This is a genomic window from Cronobacter universalis NCTC 9529 (assembly GCF_001277175.1).
GTDB classification, from domain to species: domain Bacteria; phylum Pseudomonadota; class Gammaproteobacteria; order Enterobacterales; family Enterobacteriaceae; genus Cronobacter; species Cronobacter universalis.
Map to the genome: position 1 here is coordinate 3615595 of NZ_CP012257.1, position 17039 is coordinate 3632633.

Annotated in this window: 12 protein-coding genes; 7 read left to right on the top strand and 5 right to left on the bottom strand. The window is 56.3% G+C overall.

Annotated features, from left to right (window positions below):
- Positions 1–7 precede the first annotated feature (7 nt).
- The 3 genes from AFK65_RS16635 to AFK65_RS16645 form a co-directional block, all read right to left on the bottom strand.
- Positions 8–1270, bottom strand: a complete 1263-nt coding sequence (locus tag AFK65_RS16635) for a VRR-NUC domain-containing protein (protein ID WP_007701766.1) — start codon at positions 1268–1270, stop codon at positions 8–10.
- Positions 1270–3792, bottom strand: a complete 2523-nt coding sequence (locus AFK65_RS16640; RefSeq protein WP_032804929.1) for a type VI secretion system Vgr family protein — start codon at positions 3790–3792, stop codon at positions 1270–1272. Before AFK65_RS16640 ends, AFK65_RS16635 begins: the two co-directional genes overlap by 1 nt.
- Before the next feature lie 419 nt (positions 3793–4211).
- Complete coding sequence (locus AFK65_RS16645; protein WP_007701769.1) at positions 4212–5057, bottom strand: alpha/beta hydrolase family protein; 846 nt, start codon at positions 5055–5057, stop codon at positions 4212–4214.
- A gap of 192 nt (positions 5058–5249) precedes the next feature.
- On the opposite strand from AFK65_RS16645, the gene AFK65_RS16650 reads away from it, so the two are divergent.
- Complete coding sequence (locus AFK65_RS16650) at positions 5250–8348, top strand: autotransporter family protein (protein ID WP_007701773.1); 3099 nt, start codon at positions 5250–5252, stop codon at positions 8346–8348.
- A 251-nt stretch (positions 8349–8599) separates the two neighbouring features.
- Positions 8600–9244: a DUF2238 domain-containing protein gene (locus AFK65_RS16655; protein WP_007701776.1), complete on the top strand. Its 645-nt coding sequence runs from the start codon at positions 8600–8602 to the stop codon at positions 9242–9244.
- A 5-nt stretch (positions 9245–9249) separates the two neighbouring features.
- On the opposite strand, the gene AFK65_RS16660 is transcribed toward AFK65_RS16655, so the two are convergent.
- Positions 9250–10203 carry a LacI family DNA-binding transcriptional regulator gene (locus AFK65_RS16660; protein WP_007701778.1) on the bottom strand — a complete coding sequence of 318 codons (954 nt, stop codon included), beginning with the start codon at positions 10201–10203 and terminating at the stop codon, positions 9250–9252.
- Positions 10204–10493: 290 nt separating this feature from the next.
- Here AFK65_RS16660 and AFK65_RS16665 point away from each other — a divergent pair, with 290 nt between their 5' ends.
- From AFK65_RS16665 to AFK65_RS16685, 5 genes are all read left to right on the top strand, one after another.
- Entirely contained in the window at positions 10494–10808 is a 315-nt protein-coding gene (locus AFK65_RS16665) for a PTS sugar transporter subunit IIB (protein WP_004384873.1), read from the top strand.
- A 16-nt stretch (positions 10809–10824) separates the two neighbouring features.
- Positions 10825–12150, top strand: coding sequence for a PTS sugar transporter subunit IIC (locus AFK65_RS16670; protein ID WP_038856263.1), 1326 nt, complete (start codon positions 10825–10827; stop codon positions 12148–12150).
- 135 nt (positions 12151–12285) lie between these two features.
- A complete protein-coding gene (locus AFK65_RS16675) occupies positions 12286–12591 on the top strand; it encodes a PTS lactose/cellobiose transporter subunit IIA (protein ID WP_007701793.1) in 306 nt (101 codons plus the stop codon).
- A 160-nt stretch (positions 12592–12751) separates the two neighbouring features.
- Positions 12752–14122 carry a carbohydrate porin gene (locus AFK65_RS16680; protein WP_007701797.1) on the top strand — a complete coding sequence of 457 codons (1371 nt, stop codon included), beginning with the start codon at positions 12752–12754 and terminating at the stop codon, positions 14120–14122.
- Positions 14123–14476: 354 nt separating this feature from the next.
- On the top strand, positions 14477–15859 hold the full coding sequence (locus tag AFK65_RS16685; protein ID WP_007701800.1) for a C40 family peptidase: 1383 nt from the start codon (positions 14477–14479) through the stop codon (positions 15857–15859).
- Between the two features lie 41 nt (positions 15860–15900).
- Here the strand turns inward: AFK65_RS16685 and AFK65_RS16690 are convergent, their stop codons facing one another.
- Positions 15901–17019 carry a mechanosensitive ion channel family protein gene (locus AFK65_RS16690; RefSeq protein WP_038856262.1) on the bottom strand — a complete coding sequence of 373 codons (1119 nt, stop codon included), beginning with the start codon at positions 17017–17019 and terminating at the stop codon, positions 15901–15903.
- Positions 17020–17039 lie beyond the last annotated feature (20 nt).

The following is a 17039-nucleotide window of genomic DNA, read 5'->3' on the forward strand; positions in this document are numbered from 1 at the left end:
CCGCTCCTTAATCGGGCCAGTAAACAAAATCCTGAGCTTGCTTCAGGGTAAATGTATTTGATGGCTGCTCTTCAGGTTCAGCCGCCGTCGCCATGCCGAGGCCGCCTGCCGGCAGCAAAAAGGTGGTTGCCGTTCTGGCATAGCGCACCGCAGTCCCGGCAATCATGCCCGTCAGGCTTTCTCCCGTCGCTACCGCGACGGCTCCCACGCCTGCCGTGGCGGGTATAACAACCATTTGCCCCCCCAGCAATGCCCCGAGAAACCCGGCGGCTCGCTCCCGCTCCTGCGCCTGCCGGGCGATGTCCCCGGCATCTTGCTGTGGTTTTAAGGTATTGACCTCCATGCCCGCAGGGGGCACCCAGTAGTCGCCCGCCAGCTGATAGAAATGGTGTTGTACCTGGCGAAACTCCTGCTCCATTTCTCCTTCCAGCAGGTGATACGCTGGCACATCCGGATGAAGGCAGATCTGTTCGGTTTCTCCCAGCGCATCCGCTACCGGTTTATAGACCGGCTCCTGAACGGCATCCCGTATCCACTCGCGTTTGCGTTTGTCGTCTATCTGACAGACATGAGTTTCCAATAAGCGAAATTTTTCCCTGTTACCTGCAATGTACCGATAGCTCACTTCTTGTTCTGGCAATAACCTGTCTCCCGGAAACTTAATCTCAATCACCGTATGAATATTTCCCTGGCTAAAGGCAGCGTTACCCGTCAGGGTGACGTCGCTGATTCGGATAACATCCGGTATCCGAAAGCTCCCCTTGCGTTTGAGCACAATATCCAGCGCATCATCCAGCATGATGTCACCGGCCTCCGGCGCAGGCAGTGTTTCCAGTTCATCCCGCGTCAGCAATTCGATAACGCGCTCCACTTCCCCCTCGGCCATTTCCCGCAGTCGCATTTCATAACCTTGTTTTATCAGGCGATACTGCGCGAGCGGGAAGCTGCTCGGCCAGTTAGGGTGCCGCCTGCTCATTAGCGGCGAGGGCGGATTGCGCGTCATGTCGTAGCCCACTTCGCCAATGTAGGGAAAATGGTAATTAAAGTTCCTGTCATCCTGCCGAATAAGCCGGGTCACCTTTCGCTGATACATCATCTTCCCGTCGGAGCGCTTCACGGGATATTTCAGCGCGTAGTTCACCTTCTCGCACAGGTACCATAAATCCAGCGGATTGGTGACTCTGGCCACCGTACCTTCAGGCGCTTTTACTGTTGTTGCCGTTCTTTGCGGCTCGCCCGGCACGCCGGCGGCTCTCTTCCCTGCTGCCATCAGTTTTCCTCCTTGTCGTAATCTGAAAAATCGAGCGACAGCGAGGTGCGGCTATCCCAGTAGCTGGCGCTGAAACATTCCCGGCGGAAATGCTCCGGGTGCGGTGTCAGGGCGATTTCCTCACTCTGTTTGCTCCAGGCGCGCAACGTCTCACCGTTAGCATCGGTTTCGCCGCGCAGCGTGCCGCCCGAAAACGTAAGCGTATAGGGGAAACCAGCCAGCGGCTTATTCGTCGCCTGGTCGCGCACAATAAAGAATTCGCTGTACCCGTCCGCTATGGGCATAACGGGCATCTCCTGCGCCATCGCAGCCGCCGCCCCTACATACGTTCGCGGCACCCTGCGCAGATACACTCCGGTCGTGCCATATTCGATTTTCCCTTGTTCTATTTTCAGGTAGCTGCCACCGCCGATAAGCGTGATGCGCTTCTTGCCGGCAAAGGAAATATCGCGAGTGGAGGTTATTGTTAGCTTCTTCTGTGCCGCCAGACTCATCCTGCCGTTCTGCGCCTGCATCCCGACTGGCCCCTCGCCGGATTTCAGGCTCAGCGGGCCGATGTGGGCAAACAGGCCGAGTTTGTCACCCGCCAGCGCCGTCATATTCCCCATCACGCCGACACTGATATCGCCCCCGGCATTGATGGCCACGTTTTTCGCGGCGGCAAGCTGCATATGCTCACCGCTGGTGAACGCCACGCCTTGCGGGCCATAGGCATGAATCATCTGGTTGAGCGGCCTGAGGCGCTCGTTAAACATGGCGGTCTGGCTGGCGATATCCGCCTGTAATGCCTGCGCCTGCTCTGCGACGCGGCTAAGCTCTTCAATCTGTTGCAGACAAAGCGCGATCTCTTTCAGGGCCGTTTCCATGTCCAGCACTTCGCCTGCGGCTCTGACCTGCCCTTCAGCGGTGATGAACAGCCCTTTCGCCACGCGAATGACGCCATACTCATCGGTACGCAGCTCAAAGCCCGCGCCCCGCGGCTTTCCCTGCGCGTCAGCGACCTGCCCCTCATTAAGCTGTGACGCGCCATAAGGCGTGGTCAGCGCGATATGCTCTTCGCCGCGCCGGTCTTCCATGCGTAACTCGTTGTCGCCCGCGGTACGCAGAATGTTCTGGCTACGGTTGTCGCGATTCACCACATCAGCATGTTCAGAATCATGCAGCGCATAGGCGATGTAGGGCTGATTGATATCGCCATGACGCCAGGCGATCGCGACCTCCGTACCGTCGATAAGCGGCATATGCCAGCCTGCGTCCTCGGCGGTATAAGGCTTCGCCATTCTCAACCACACGTAGCCAAAACCCCGCTCGCTGTCGCTACGGTCAACATCAAGCCTGACCCGGTAGCGGCCGTACTCATCAAGATGGGCGTAGATATCGTGTTTCTCGCGGCTTTCCACACGGGCGGGTAGCGTTCCGTGAATTTCAGGGCGCGGCGGGCAATCCGGGCGAAAGCAGTAGCGCTCGGTGTACGGCTGCCCCCAGACCGAAACATGCAGGCGGGAGTCACGCGCGCCCCGGTACGTCAGCAGGGTCATTAACACGCCATTTTTCAGCGCGGTGATGACATTACCCTGGGGTTCCAGCACCTGGCCGGGCGCCAGATGGGTCGCGTTGCTGAAAAGATGCAGGCGGACTGATTTGTTCAGTTCACGCTCATGGTCAATGCGCGCATAAAAAGCGCCGCTCTCCGTCGCGGGTTCAGGATCGCGCTCGTCCCCCTCTTCCTGATAGAGGTCGCCATAGCGGTAATGCTCGCCTGTCGTCACCGCCTCACTGCGCACAGCAACCTGCGCCTGCATGGGCGATGTGGCGCTACGGTAGTTATAACGGTTCACATGAGCCAGTCCTGGTACGACGGTGTGCCAGGTACGCACGCCCCAGACGCTTTCCTTTGCCGACAACCCGGACGGCTCCCGGTAGGGCAACCGGATATCGAATTCATACTGAAGTTGCGTGTCGCCAAAAACCACCACATCAAGTTCTGTCGCGTCGTTCATCGCAAAGCGAAACCAGATGCCCACTTCGGCCAGGATCCGCTGGATAAATTCAAGATCGGTTTCCCGCCACTGGGTGATGATGTCGCGGTACGGGTATTCGCGGGAAAGCCGAAACTCGAAATCCGGCCCTTCCAGGCCATGCGCCCGCAGCACCTGTTCTACGACTTCAGGCACCGACTGGTTCTGGAATATGGCGCAGCGACGGGTAAGGGAGAGCAAAGCGAGGCGAGATTCCAGCGTGACCGCGTAATGAGACTGGTCAGCGTTTGTTGACAGCCACGCAAAGCGGGTAATGACACCGTAAATAGTTTTCCGCCCATTCATATCAAAACGGGCATATTTCATCAGGATATCCTCGCGCTGAAGGGTGTACGGCGTGGTAAATTCAATTCGCCACGAAAAAGGTTTACTTAGCGCCTCCCGCCCTCGGAATATCAGCACATCGGGTTTTACAGGGCAGCCGTTAATATCCAGGTAATAACGCGACAAAGAAATATCGCCAGTGATTGCTGCATGCTCCATTCGCTTACGCCTCCCTGTAATAATCACGCTTACGGCATTAAAAAACATCAACGACGCTGTAATTATCTTCTTTAAATGAATTAATAAAAACAAGCCATCAGACGCTAAGACGCGTTATCGCAACGGCCATTTTCAGAAAAGGACACAGATATAAAACGATACAATGCAAATTATATTATGGTTGTGATTTAATAAAAATGATTCAGATTGCAATTACCTGCCACCAATGAAAAGTAAGATTCATTTATATTTATAAATTCGGCTTATTGTTTACCTCCTCCTGAAAATGACGCTTTCCCGGCCCGGAGATAGCGACGGCGTCAGGCATTAGCCTCCATACCGTCCTCTGTTTTACGCTAATCGTAATGGTAAATTAAACGGCCGAAATACCGCTCTCTTACCCCCTTTACCGCTCATCCTCACCTGCAAACCGGCACGGACGAAAGCAACCCCGGCCATAACGCCGCCCAGTCGGAGCCATGATCCATGCCCGGCACCACTTCAACCTGCGCGCAGCGCTCGCCGACCGCGTTTTGAAAACGCCTGGCGACGGCGGGCGGCACGGTAGCGTCATCGGCCCCGCTGAAATGTATTTGCGGCAGGTTCACAAGCTTCATTGCCACCTCTGCCGCGCTTTGCGCATCGGGCATTTCAGAGACGCGGTGCAGCGCATTGACGTAAGCGACATCCAGGTTCCCCGCCACTGTGCGCAGCGAAACCACGTCCGAACGCCGCGCCGCCAGCAACGCGGCAATGTTTCCGCCGCCGGAATACCCCACCAGCTCTATGCGAGCCTGCGGGTAGCGTTGCATAACCTGGCTTAATACCTTATCCATCGCCTGAACCACGTTTGATGAGAAGCGTTTATCTGTCCAGAGATGGACATTACAGGCGGACGGTAACGGCGGTCCGATAAACTGGCATGGCCGCGCCAGGTACAACACGTTACCGGAAGGATCGGCCGTCGCGAGCTTCAGGCCAAGAGGGTTATGCGGCGTCGGGTCGTCGGAGGGGCGCGTGCGGCTTACCCAGGCGAAGCCATCCCCCTCGATGTAGACCCGCAGGCGCGTGACGGGCGGCGTAATTCGCTGCCAGGTGAGCAGCGATATCCCGTTTGCAGATATCTCTTCACGAATGAAACCATGCGTTTTTGCGAGCTCGCTCGCACTTTCACGATAATCCCGGCTGGCGCATCCGGCGAACAATAAAGCCATAGCAATCAATAATACACGCGTAGAAAGCAGGTCTTTCTTAGCCATTTTCATGGTCCACCCGGATTTTTATTTAACCAAAATTCTAAAGTTTCACATTGGGCGCGCCGAAAATAGTTAAGCCTCGCTTATCGTTTTCTTTGCCAGCAAAGGTGTAGAGCGCAACGGAATGTAAGCAGACGAATCGGAACGTAACATATAACGGCTCTCATCCTTAACCTTAAGCGCGGAATCGCACGGTACATCATGAAAAAATCACGTTTTAGCCAGCAAGGCACCTTGCTGGTCGCGTTAACCTCTGCCCAGGGACTGCTGGCGCCTTATGCCTTTGCGGTATCGAGCGACTATGTCATTTCCAGCCCACAAATTAACGTTCAGATCCCGGCTGAATATAAGACGGTGCATGTCACTAACGAAGGGAGTGCGACGGGTGACGGAGCCGCAGGTCTTGATGTCAGCCAGGACGCCAGCCTGAATTCTCTGGTTAACGATGGCACGATTTCCGCAGTAAATGGTGAGTTGGGCAATATCTCCCTTCACGCTCTGCAAAACCAGGGAACGATCGATACCCTTAACAATACTGGCAGCATCAAAGTCGCGGGCGAAAGCGGTAATTACTCAAGCAGCGCCATTAACCTCACCAGCACCAGTAAAGTCGGTACGCTGACCAACAGCGGCACCATTGCCGGGCCTGAATCAACTTCGTATTACAGCAATACTAATTACTCCCAGTTTGGCGGCGGCATCGTCAACAGCGGCGTCATAAATACATTCAATAACGTCTCCTCAGGCGTGATTACCGGGCAGACTGGCATTAATAATAACGGCACTATCGATCTTCTGGAAAATGCGGGTGTTATTAATTCCACCCTCAGCAACACCAATGCTTACTATTATAACAGCGGCGCAATCTATAACTCCGGCACCATTAATACGCTGCACAACAGTGGCACCATCGCAAGCACTAACAATAATACTTCTCATTATAATGATTCTGCTATTTTTAATAACAGCACGGGTGTCATTAAATCATTAACTAACGACGGTAAAATTTCCAGCGCCTACTTCGGCGTGTATAACGTCGGTCAGATTGATAAACTTGTTAATAACGGTGATATCACTGGCTCCGTGGTGGGTATTTTTAACCGTAACTATGCCGAGAATGTTATCTCTGCCGGCACTATTATTAACAACGGCACCATCAGCGGCACTTATGGTATTTATACATCAAATTATAATACTCAAGCGGAAGCCGCCACGCTGATTAACACCGGCACCATTACCGGCAACAGCTACGGCATTTATATCGATGGCAGTAACGGCGCTAAAAATGCCATTACCAATAGCGGCGCCATTACCAGCAATAACAATGCTATTTATATCAGGGGCGCCAGCGATTCCACGCTGACGGTCACTAACAGCGGCGTCATCGAAGGCAATATTACGTCGGTTAACGGCGCAGCGCTGGAATTTATCGGCGGCACGGATAAGCAGGGCGTTCTCACGGGTGCCCGAATCGAGAGCGATGACGAGACAGTGTCCGGAACTAACGGTATCGGTACGATTGCCAGCAACGGCGACGTTATCTTCCGCTCCGGCTCAATGCTGCTGAATGACAACATTAATATTGCCACTCTGACGATGCAAAGCCTCTCAAGCGATGACAGCAATACCGGCGCCGTCGGCACCGTTCTTAACGATGCCGCTCAGCTTCAGGTTAATGCCCCGATCGCTATCACCGGCAATTATCACCAGAACGCTGGCGCGGCGCTTATCCTCGGCGCGAGCGACACGGCGTCAGCCAGCGGCGATATCGCGCAGGACGCCGGTTATGGCCGCCTGAATGTGACGGGCTCCGCCACTGTTGACCAGGGCTCCACCGTATCGCTTACCCGTACCGGCAACACCTATAAATTTGCACCCGGCCAGCGCTATGTGGTGATTAACGCCAACACCACCGGCACGAACTATAACGCTGACAAACTGGCGTATAAGGCAGTGGGTTATGATGGCCTGGTCACAGGCTCAACCTATGTTGACGAGACAAACAGCGCGCTGGTCGTTCAGCTTGAAAAAGCGCCGACGCCGCCTGTGGTCACGCCGCCGGTTGACGGCACCCCGCCTGTCGTCGGAAAACCGCCAGTGGTCACGCCGCCGGTTGTCGGCAAGCCGCCGGTCGTGGTCACTCCGCCTGCTCCGCCAGCGGCCAAACCAGGCCCGACAACGCCGAACGCGACGTCGTCGCTGAACGGTCTGGCCCATTACTCCGGGATTTCGCCGCAGCTGCTGGAGCTGTACAACGCCTCGCTGGCGATTGAAGGCACGAAAGAAGCCAACCGCGTGGGCGAGCGTCTGTCCACCAGCCAGAATATCAGCGTCAGCACGGCGAGCGGCGTGGCGACGTCCACCGCGATGGGTGTCGTCGGCAACCATCTGGAGACTATCCGCACGCCGCAGACGGCGGGCCTGAGCGGCGTCTCCACCGGTGACGGCTACAGCGACTGGATCGTCTGGGCTCAACCGTACGGCGGTTATGCCCGTCAGGACAGCACCAGCGAAGTGAGCGGATACCGCGCGACATTCGGCGGCCTGCTGTTTGGCGCGGATCGTACCGTCGCCGAAGACTGGCGCGTGGGTGCGGCGCTGAACTACAGCAACACCTCCGTACACGGTAAAGACAACCTGAGCGGCAACAACTCGACGGCGAATAACTATGGCGTGATTGGTTATGCCGGCTACTCAGGCGACCCGTGGTTTATGAACCTCTCTGCCGCGCTGACCCGCCAGAACTACGACACCGTTCGTCGCGCCGATTTCACCGGCTTCTCCGGCACGGCAAACGGCAAGTTCAACGGTCAGTCCGTGACGCTGCAAAGCGAATTCGGCTACCCGTTCACGCTGCCGGCTGAGGTTGTCCTCACCCCGATGGCGGGCCTGACTTATGGTTATCAGCATGTGGATGGCTATAAAGAGAGCGGCGGCAACGGCATGGCGCTGGACGTAGGTTCGTCGCACACGCAGTCGGTCACAAGCGATCTTGGCGCGCGCATCGAGAAAGGCTTCGATACGGGCTTTGGCCGCCTGACGCCGTTCGCGCAGGTCTCCTGGATCCACCAGTACGACAACCGCCGCACGAGCAATACCGCGACTTACGCCGCAGATACTATTGGCGAGACGCAGTTCACCACCAAAGGCGCGGCGCCGGTTAAGGATATGGCGGGAGTGTCGGTCGGCAGCACGCTGTTTAACGCAAACGATCTGAGCGTTGACGCCCGCTACGATCTCCAGGCAGGCGAGCGTTACCAGACGCATACCTTCAGCCTGCGCCTGAACAAATCGTTCTGAGTGCTCATGATGTAAAACCCACGGGGCCGGTAAGCGGCCCCGTTTTTTTCAGGCTTACCTCGCGCGCCTTCCCCCTGCACTCTCCTTTCTTGCCGAACGCGACGGGTCAGTTTAATCATGGACCTACGCGGGAGGGCGTCTACCCTTAATAAAACCGATGACCGTTGCGTGGCGGGCTGCACGACGCTTTAGCAACGTTATTTTTGATGTGTTACCACTCAACCGTATTTTACCGTTGTGAAGGATCGCTGATGCTCCTCTCCCGCCCGTTTTATCTCTCTGTCGGCACTGTTCTTCTGGCGCTGCTGCTGGTCATTACCGCGCTCACCACCGGACGTCGGCTCACCTGGCTTATGGAAGTGCTGCCGGTATTTATCGTGGTGCCGGTGCTGTGGGCCACCGCGAAGCGCTATCCGCTGACGCCGCTGCTCTATGCGTTGATTTTCATCGGCTGCGTGTCGCTTATCGTCGGCGGCATGTATTCCTACGCGCGGGTGCCCGTCGGATTTATGGTGCAGGAGTGGCTCGGGATGGCGCGCAACCCGTACGACCGGTTCGGCCATGTGTTGCAGGGGCTGGTGATATCGCTCTCGGCGCGGGAAGTGCTGGCGCGCGGCGGCTACCGGCTCGGCGCGAAAATGCTCGCGTTTCTGGTCTGCTGCGTGACGCTTGCCATCAGCGCCTTTTACGAGCTGATCGAGTGGTGGGTGGCGCTGGCGCTCGGTAAAGACGCCGATGATTTTCTCGGCACGCAAGGCGACGAGTGGGACACCCAGGCGGATATGCTCTGCGCGCTCCTCGGCGCGTTTATCTCAGTGTTTGCGCTGGCGCGCTGCCATACCCGCCAGCTTAAACGGGTGATGCGCTCACAAAAAAGCCGCCCGCAGGCGGCCTGATGCGTTTAGCGCTTGCGCATCTCCGGCAGGAAGAGATCGCCGCGCAGCACGCCGCTGCCCAGCACATCCTGCGTCTTCTCGTTCAGCCAGCCCACAATGCGCGCGGCCATGACGTCCATCGAATATTCGATAGCCGGGATAGTCGGGACGCCGGGCATTTGCAGCGTGCCCGCGAGGCTGAAGACCATAATGTCGTCCGGCACCGATTTATTAAACGCCTGAAGCTGCAGAATAACCCGCTGCGCCTCCTGATCGTCCGCCACCAGCAGCGCGTTGAAGTTAAGCGTGGTGGCGTTATTCAGCAGTTCCTGCAACGCCACCGAGGAGGACGTCGCATCCATAAACACCAGATTGCGGTTAAACGGCAGGAAGTTGCGCTCCAGCGCCAGCTTATAGCCGAGCAGCACCTGATCGGCGAAGCCGTTGCCCTGCGGATAAATCAGCGCTATCTGGCGGCGGTTCTGCCGAATCAGATAGTTACAGGCGGTTTCCACCGCGAACGCGTGGTCGTAATGCAGACTGGGGGCGTTTTCGCTCTCCATGCAGTCCACAAGGATCACATTTTCCTGGGTGATGTTTAACGGAAACCGCGCGCCGATAATCAGCACGTCGTCGCACAGGCCGCTGGTGAGTTCGTCCAGCGCGTTCATCACTTCATGCTTGCTGTTGGCGAAGCGCAGCAGCAGGTGTTTCTGGTGCTGGCTGAGCTGTTTTTCCAGCGCGTAGAGGTAGCCCGTGGTCTGGTTGATATTCTCCTGGGCGCAGATAACGCCGATACAGCCGGTGCTCTGGCTTAACAGCGACTGCGCGATGACGTTGGGCCGGTAGTTGAGCTCATCCACGGCTTTCAGCACGGCCTGACGGCTGGCTTCTTTGACGCCGCGCGATCCGCTCAACACCCGTGACACCGTGGCTTTAGACACCCCGGCCAGACGCGATACATCGTTGATTGTTGACATCTTTTTCCCCTGGCAGAAACCTGGCTTTCTGCGTCAAATCTTCATCAAAAATCGTTCAGATGATAACCGGTTGAAGTATATCCGTTTCCCGAAATCATGGAAACCGATTTTCCGTTTCGTGTCCGCGCTACGTCTTTCGCCTGAAAAGCTGTGATGCAAATCCAATTAATTCGTCCGATAAGACGGAGATCATGACGGGTTTCACACTTCTCTTTTTTATAAATGGAAATCGGTTTCCATATCCTATCCAATCATCTCCGCAATAAGTTTTTACATTTAAGGACGAGGTCATGTACAAGATTATGCTGTGTTGCTCTGCGGGGATGTCCACCAGTCTGCTGGTGAGAAAGATGGTTGACGCGGCAGGAGAACGGGATCTTCCCGTCCAGATAGAAGCCTGGGGCGTTGCCGAATTTGATACGCAGTTTCCAAAGTATCAGGTGGTGCTGCTCGGGCCGCAGGTGAAATATATGTTACCGACGCTGTCGCAAAAGGCTGCCGCTCACGGTATTCCTGTTCAGGCCATCGACATGATGGATTACGGAATGCAGCGTGGCGACAAAGTGCTGGATTACGCGCTCTCGCTTATTGAAGCCGCGCATTAGAAACAGGATCTCGCCCATGAGTTCTTTATATCAGTCGATGGTTGCCGTTATTGAACAGACGATTACGCCGCTCGCCGGGAAACTCGGCCAGCAGAAATATGTTATCGCCATTCGTGACGGCTTCACCGCGGCGCTGCCGTTCATGATTATCGGCTCGTTTATGCTGGTGTTTATCTTCCCGCCGTTCTCTGCCGATACCACGGTCGGCTTTGCCCGCGCATGGCTCGATTTCTCGCAGACGTACCGCGAACAGCTAATGCTGCCGTTTAATCTCAGCATGGGCGTGATGACCTTTTTTATCTCCGTTGGCGTCGGCGCGAGCCTGGGGCGTCAGTTTCAGCTCGATCCCGTCATGGCGGGCCTGCTGGCCTTTATGGCGTTTCTGCTGGTAGCAGCCCCCTACGCCGACGGCAAAATCTCCACGCAGTATCTCTCAGGCCAGGGCATTTTCACGGCGCTGATTACGGCGATTTACTCCACCCGCGTTTACGCGTGGCTTAAGGAGCACAAGGTGACCATCCGCCTGCCGAAAGAGGTGCCGACCGGCGTGGCGCGCTCGTTTGAAATTCTCATTCCGGTTATCGCGGTGATGGGAACGCTGCACCCGCTGAACCTGTTTATCGAAGCGCAAACCGGCATGATTATGCCGCAGGCGATCATGCATCTGCTGGAGCCGCTGGTTTCCGCGTCGGACTCCCTGCCCGCCGTACTGCTCTCCGTGCTGCTGTGCCAGATCTTCTGGTTCGCGGGCATCCACGGCTCGCTTATCGTCACGGGCATCATGAACCCGTTCTGGATGGCGAATCTCTCCGCCAACCAGGCGGCGCTGGCCGCGGGCGCCGCGCTGCCGCACACCTATCTGCAAGGCTTCTGGGATCACTACCTGCTGATCGGCGGCGTCGGCAGCACCCTGCCGCTGGCGTTTTTGCTGCTGAAAAGCCGGGCGACGCACCTGCGCACCATCGGCAAAATGGGCATCGTGCCGAGCTTTTTTAATATTAACGAACCGATTCTGTTCGGCGCGCCCATCATTATGAACCCGATCCTGTTTATCCCGTTCGTCTGCGTGCCGCTGGTCAACGCCGTACTCGCCTGGACCGCCACCCGCCTTGGGCTGATTGAGCAGGTCGTCTCGCTCACGCCCTGGACGACGCCCGCCCCCATCGGCGCGTCCTGGGCCGCCAACTGGGCGCTGGCCCCGGTAGTGATGTGCCTTATCTGTATGGTCATGTCGGCGCTGATTTACCTGCCGTTCCTGCGCGCCTATGAACGCTCGCTAATGAAGACCGAAGAGCTGAAAGCGCGTAACGCCGCTCCGCAGGCGCAAACCGTGACCGGATAATTCCCACCGTGCCAGGGACGGCGCGGCTCAAATAACGACACCGGAAATAATAAGCAGTAAACGCGTGGCGGTATTTCGCCCTGCGGGGAGCGTTACGCCTTTTTATTCCCTTTCAACAATGAAGAGTAATAAAGAATGATTGCACTGGAAGAAGCGGTAATGGAAATCATCGTCAATGCGGGGCAGTCGCGCAGCCTCTGCTTTGAGGCGCTACACGCCGCGCGGGCGGGCAATTTCAGCGAGGCGCAACACCTGCTGCGCGAAGCCGACGGCTACGCCCGGCAGGCGCATAAGATGCAGACGAAGCTCATTGAGCAGGACGCGGGCGAAGGCCGCCAGCCGATGACCTTAATTATGGCGCACGCGCAGGATCATTTAATGAATTCTTTGCTTGCGCGCGAATTTTCTGAAGAGCTGATGCATTTATATCAGCGTCAGTAAATAAATTATTTTATTCGCGGCAGAAGAAACTCTGCGGGCGATAAATAAACCGCTGTACCCGAAATGACGTAAATACGCTTTCCCGATGATAGCGCATTAATTCTGGCCCGCCAGAAGGGAGAGCTGTTGTCTTAATAATAGTGACGATAAAGAGATAATTATGACTACGTTAAAAAAACTTCCATTAGCCCTGGCGGTTATCGCCGCCCTTTGCCCTGTGTCTGTGCTCGCTCAGGAATATACCCAGGAACAGATTGACGCCATGGTGGCGAAAGCGGTGGATAAAGCGCTGGCCGAGCGCCAGGCGAAAATCGACGCCGCCATGAACAAGAAAGCGGATGTGGTCACCGAGCCGCAAAGCCCCGCCCAGACGCCGGATCTGGCGATTCCGTTCGGCGTGAAGTTTACCGGCTACGCCCGCTATGGCGCGCATTACCAGAGCGGCGACCAGAAATTTGTGGCGGTCGACGGCTCCTATAACGGCGCCTCCGCCATTGGCCGTCTCGGCAACGAAGGCAACGGCGGCGAATTCCAGCTCTCCAAAGCCTTTAAAGGCGGCAACGGCGCCATCTGGGATGTCAACGTGATGTTTGACCACTGGGGCGACGAAGTGAACCTGAAAAAAGCCTACGCAGGCGTGACCAACCTGCTGGAATCGAACCCGAACGCCTATTTCTGGGCCGGCCGCGATTTCCACCAGCGTCCGCAACAGGGCATTAACGACTACTTCTGGATGAACCACGACGGCCAGGGCGCCGGGGTGAAAAACTTCGATCTGGGCGGCGTGCAGTTCGATGTGGCGGTGGTGGCCGCCGTGGAATCCTGTAGCCCGGAAGTGATGGAAGACGAGGCGAACCCGTCGCGCATCACCTGTACCGGCGGCTCCGGCACCGGCGACAAAGGCAACTACGCGGCGACGTCTAAAATTCACGGCATGAAAATAGGCCCGCTCGATCTGGAACTGTACGCCAACTATGGCTTCGACTCTAAAGCGGTCGATCGCGACGAGCGCCTGAAAGCCTGGCAGGGCGGCGTGGTGCTGAGCCATACCAACGACAGCGGCGTGAATAAGCTTATCGCCCGCTACTCCGACAATTCGGACAACAGCGTGTACAACAAAACCGACGATCTGACCACGGTGTACGCGAGCTTCGAAGGGCTGCACAGATTCACACAGCAGGCGCAGCTGGAGTACCTGCTGGCGTTCCACGATTACGACAACGATCGCGATAACCGCCGCAACTACAACGCCATCGTGCGCCCGATGTATTTCTGGAACGACGTGCACTCCACCTGGCTGGAAGCGGGCTGGCAGCGCGTCGACTATCAGGACGGCGGCGATAACAGCGGCTGGAAAGTGACGCTCTCGCAGAACATGTCTATCGCGATGGGTCCGGAATTCCGCCCGATGCTGCGCTTCTACGTCACCGGCGGCGAAGTGGATAACAAACGCACCGCCCGCATCAACAATACCGACGACACCACGCTCGATTCACTGAATATCGGCGCGATGTGGGAAGCCTGGTGGTAATAACTCCCTGCCGCGCGGCGCACGTCGCGCGGTCTCCCTCCCTTTTTTCATGGGCTGACGTCAGCCGCAAACACTGCAACAATGAACCGGTATACGTCATCTCTCTTGCGAGCCACGTTGCCGGTCGCAGGGTGACATGAGAAAGCGTCATGCCTGTCTGTGACCTGACTCTGCAACGCCCGAGAATGCGGCGCATCATCGCGCGCGATTTGCTGGCAGAAACAGGCCGTATTCCGATGGGATATTTGACAGAAAGTGTGTGTCTTGTACTGACCTAACCCCTGTCATCGCTCGCCGTCCGGCCCATCCCGGCGCATTACGCTTTTCCTTTCTTACTCTGCAGGATGCCTTGTCATGAATAAGCTCTCCAGTACACCGCGTGACCCCCTTAATTTTCAACCGTTGACGTTGGAAGCGTCCCGCATTAAAGCGCATCGCTGGTGGTTGAAAGTATCCGCTGTCAGGCCGGGCGACATTTTGCTGGTGCAGAACGCCGGGTTACAGAGCGCAGGGATCCGCTTTGCCGATGGGAGTTTGTTTTCACACGCGGCGCTCTGGATGCATAGCGGGGAGCAGTTTCAGCCGGTACGCCTGGCGGAGGCTGATGGGCACGGCATAGGATTTACCGACTTTCCTGTCATCACCATTGATAATGAGGGAGTAAAGAGTGATGTCTGGCTTATGCCAGGCAATCCACGTTATTGCAAACTGCTGCGTCATAGAGATATCGAGTCGGTTCCCGAAAGCATCGCGAAACAGGCTGCAGAAGAGATGCGAAACGACTGGTTCTATAGCGATTACGCTTATCTGCATCGCCTGGCTGACGCCAGCCGTCACCCACCCGCAGTGCGCCGCCTCTACAGCGTCTTGCTTCAGGGCATTGATAGGGTCGCCAGTAAAAAACATGGTCGCAAAACGCTCTTTTGCTCCGAGCTGGTCGCAGTGTACTACGAAAAAATCGGGCTGACGTTATTTGATCCGCCTAAAGATCCGGCGCTAGTCTCGCCTGCGTCACTGGCCCAGCATGCCGTCGGTCTGTATGAAGTTCAGGGGGCGTTTGTGAATACCGACGCTTTAGCGGATACGGCCATCGCAAGTGGGCTGCATCTCGACGATCCGCGCGCGCAAGGCTGGCTACCGCTGCATGTCAACCAGGCGCGTAAGGGCTATCAGTTGGACAAGCTGGACCGCACGTTGAAGGAATCGATCGCCACCCTGCGTAAACACAACCTGGAAAACTATAGGGCGGCGCATGAAGATTGCTTAAACAGGCTGGCGAAGCTAGAACAGCTTGCGTTAATCGTTGATAAACCGCAGGCGATGAAAAAAATTACGACTTACCGTAAGTCTGAGCAGGGTCTTTATAATCTGCTGGTTAACCTCGAATCATCCTTGCCGGTGACCGATGCGGCAGGACATACGCTGACGCTTAGCGGCGAGCAAGAGTTTCATCTGTCGCTGAGAGTGCTATCGTTACTCGGTCAGCTGCGTTTTTCCGTCTGGAAACTTAACCTCACGTTATTAAGACACGTGCTGCGTGGCTCAAAACGAGCCCGTAAACCCTTAAATACACAGCGTCCCCTTAAACTCGCTCGGCTTTACCAGATTTACCGTCAGTTGCGCGAGTACCATACCCGGAGTAGTAACACGCTTGAAGCAGAGATTAAAAAAAGTGCTGAAGCGCTGAGTGCGAACGATGTTAAGCATATGACTCAGTGGCTGCAGGCTTACCCGTAAACCTATATGCGCGGCGGTTTAGTCCCGCCGCGCTCACGGTTTTAGTGAGTTTGTGGCTGCGTCTGCGGGGTGCCCTCCTGCGGTTTTTCTTCTTCCGGCGCGTCAGGCTGGATAATCACACGGCTTGGCAGCGCCAGCCGCACGCCCAGCTCCTGAAGCCCTTCCATGATGCGCAGGTTAATCTCCTGCTGCAGATCCATATACTGGTTGTAATCCGCCGTATTAATGATGTGCACCACTTCGTAGGTCAGACGATCCTGATCGAAAGTGGCGAAGTGCGCGCGGTCGAAGCGGGTATCGCCGCTCTGCTCGATAATGGATTTGACCATCGGGCCTATCTGGCGCAGCTTCTCAGGCGGCGTGGAGAGCGAGACGCCAAAGGTGAACACGATACGGCGCGTCTGCATACGCTTATAGTTGTGGATCGTCTGCTGAAGCAGAATGGCGTTCGCGCAGACGATCTGCTCGCCGCTTAAGCTGCGGATGCGCGTGGTTTTTAGCCCGATATGTTCGATGGTGCCGGACACATCGTTAAAGACAATAAAATCGCCGATTTCAAACGGCTTGTCGAAGCCGATAGAAAGCGAGGCGAAGACGTCGCTCAGTACCGTCTGCACCGCCAGCGCGATGGCGATACCGCCGACGCCGAGGCTCGCCACCAGCGCGGTGATATTGACCCCCGCATTGGCGAGGATCGACAGCAGCATCACCGCCCAGATCAGCGCGCGGATCATCAGCCCCAGAATAATCGTCGTCACCGGGTTGCGGTGCGTGCCGGGGCGCATTAGCGAGTGGCGCAGCCACGACTGTACCGCCTGATCGAACCAGAGCGCGATTTGCAATGCCAGCACCAGAAACCAGGCGTGGGAAATCGTGCTGTGCATCCGGTCAGGCAGGCTGACAAATTGCAGACTGAAAAGAAAGGCGGCAAAGAGAATCAAAATGCGCCGCGTCTTTCTTAATACGTCAAGAAAGACCTTATACGCGGTGCCGTTATTGTGTTCCTCCGCCCAGCGCGCGATGCGCTTGTGCAGTACGGCGAGAATTTTACTGACGACCCAGTAAGTGACGAGGGTTATCGCCAGCACCAGCAAGACATTTCCCCAGAATGTTAATGATGTCATCAGGCGCAAAAAATTGGTGTGCAGAATGTAATCCATTCTTCCTCCCTGGTCGGTAG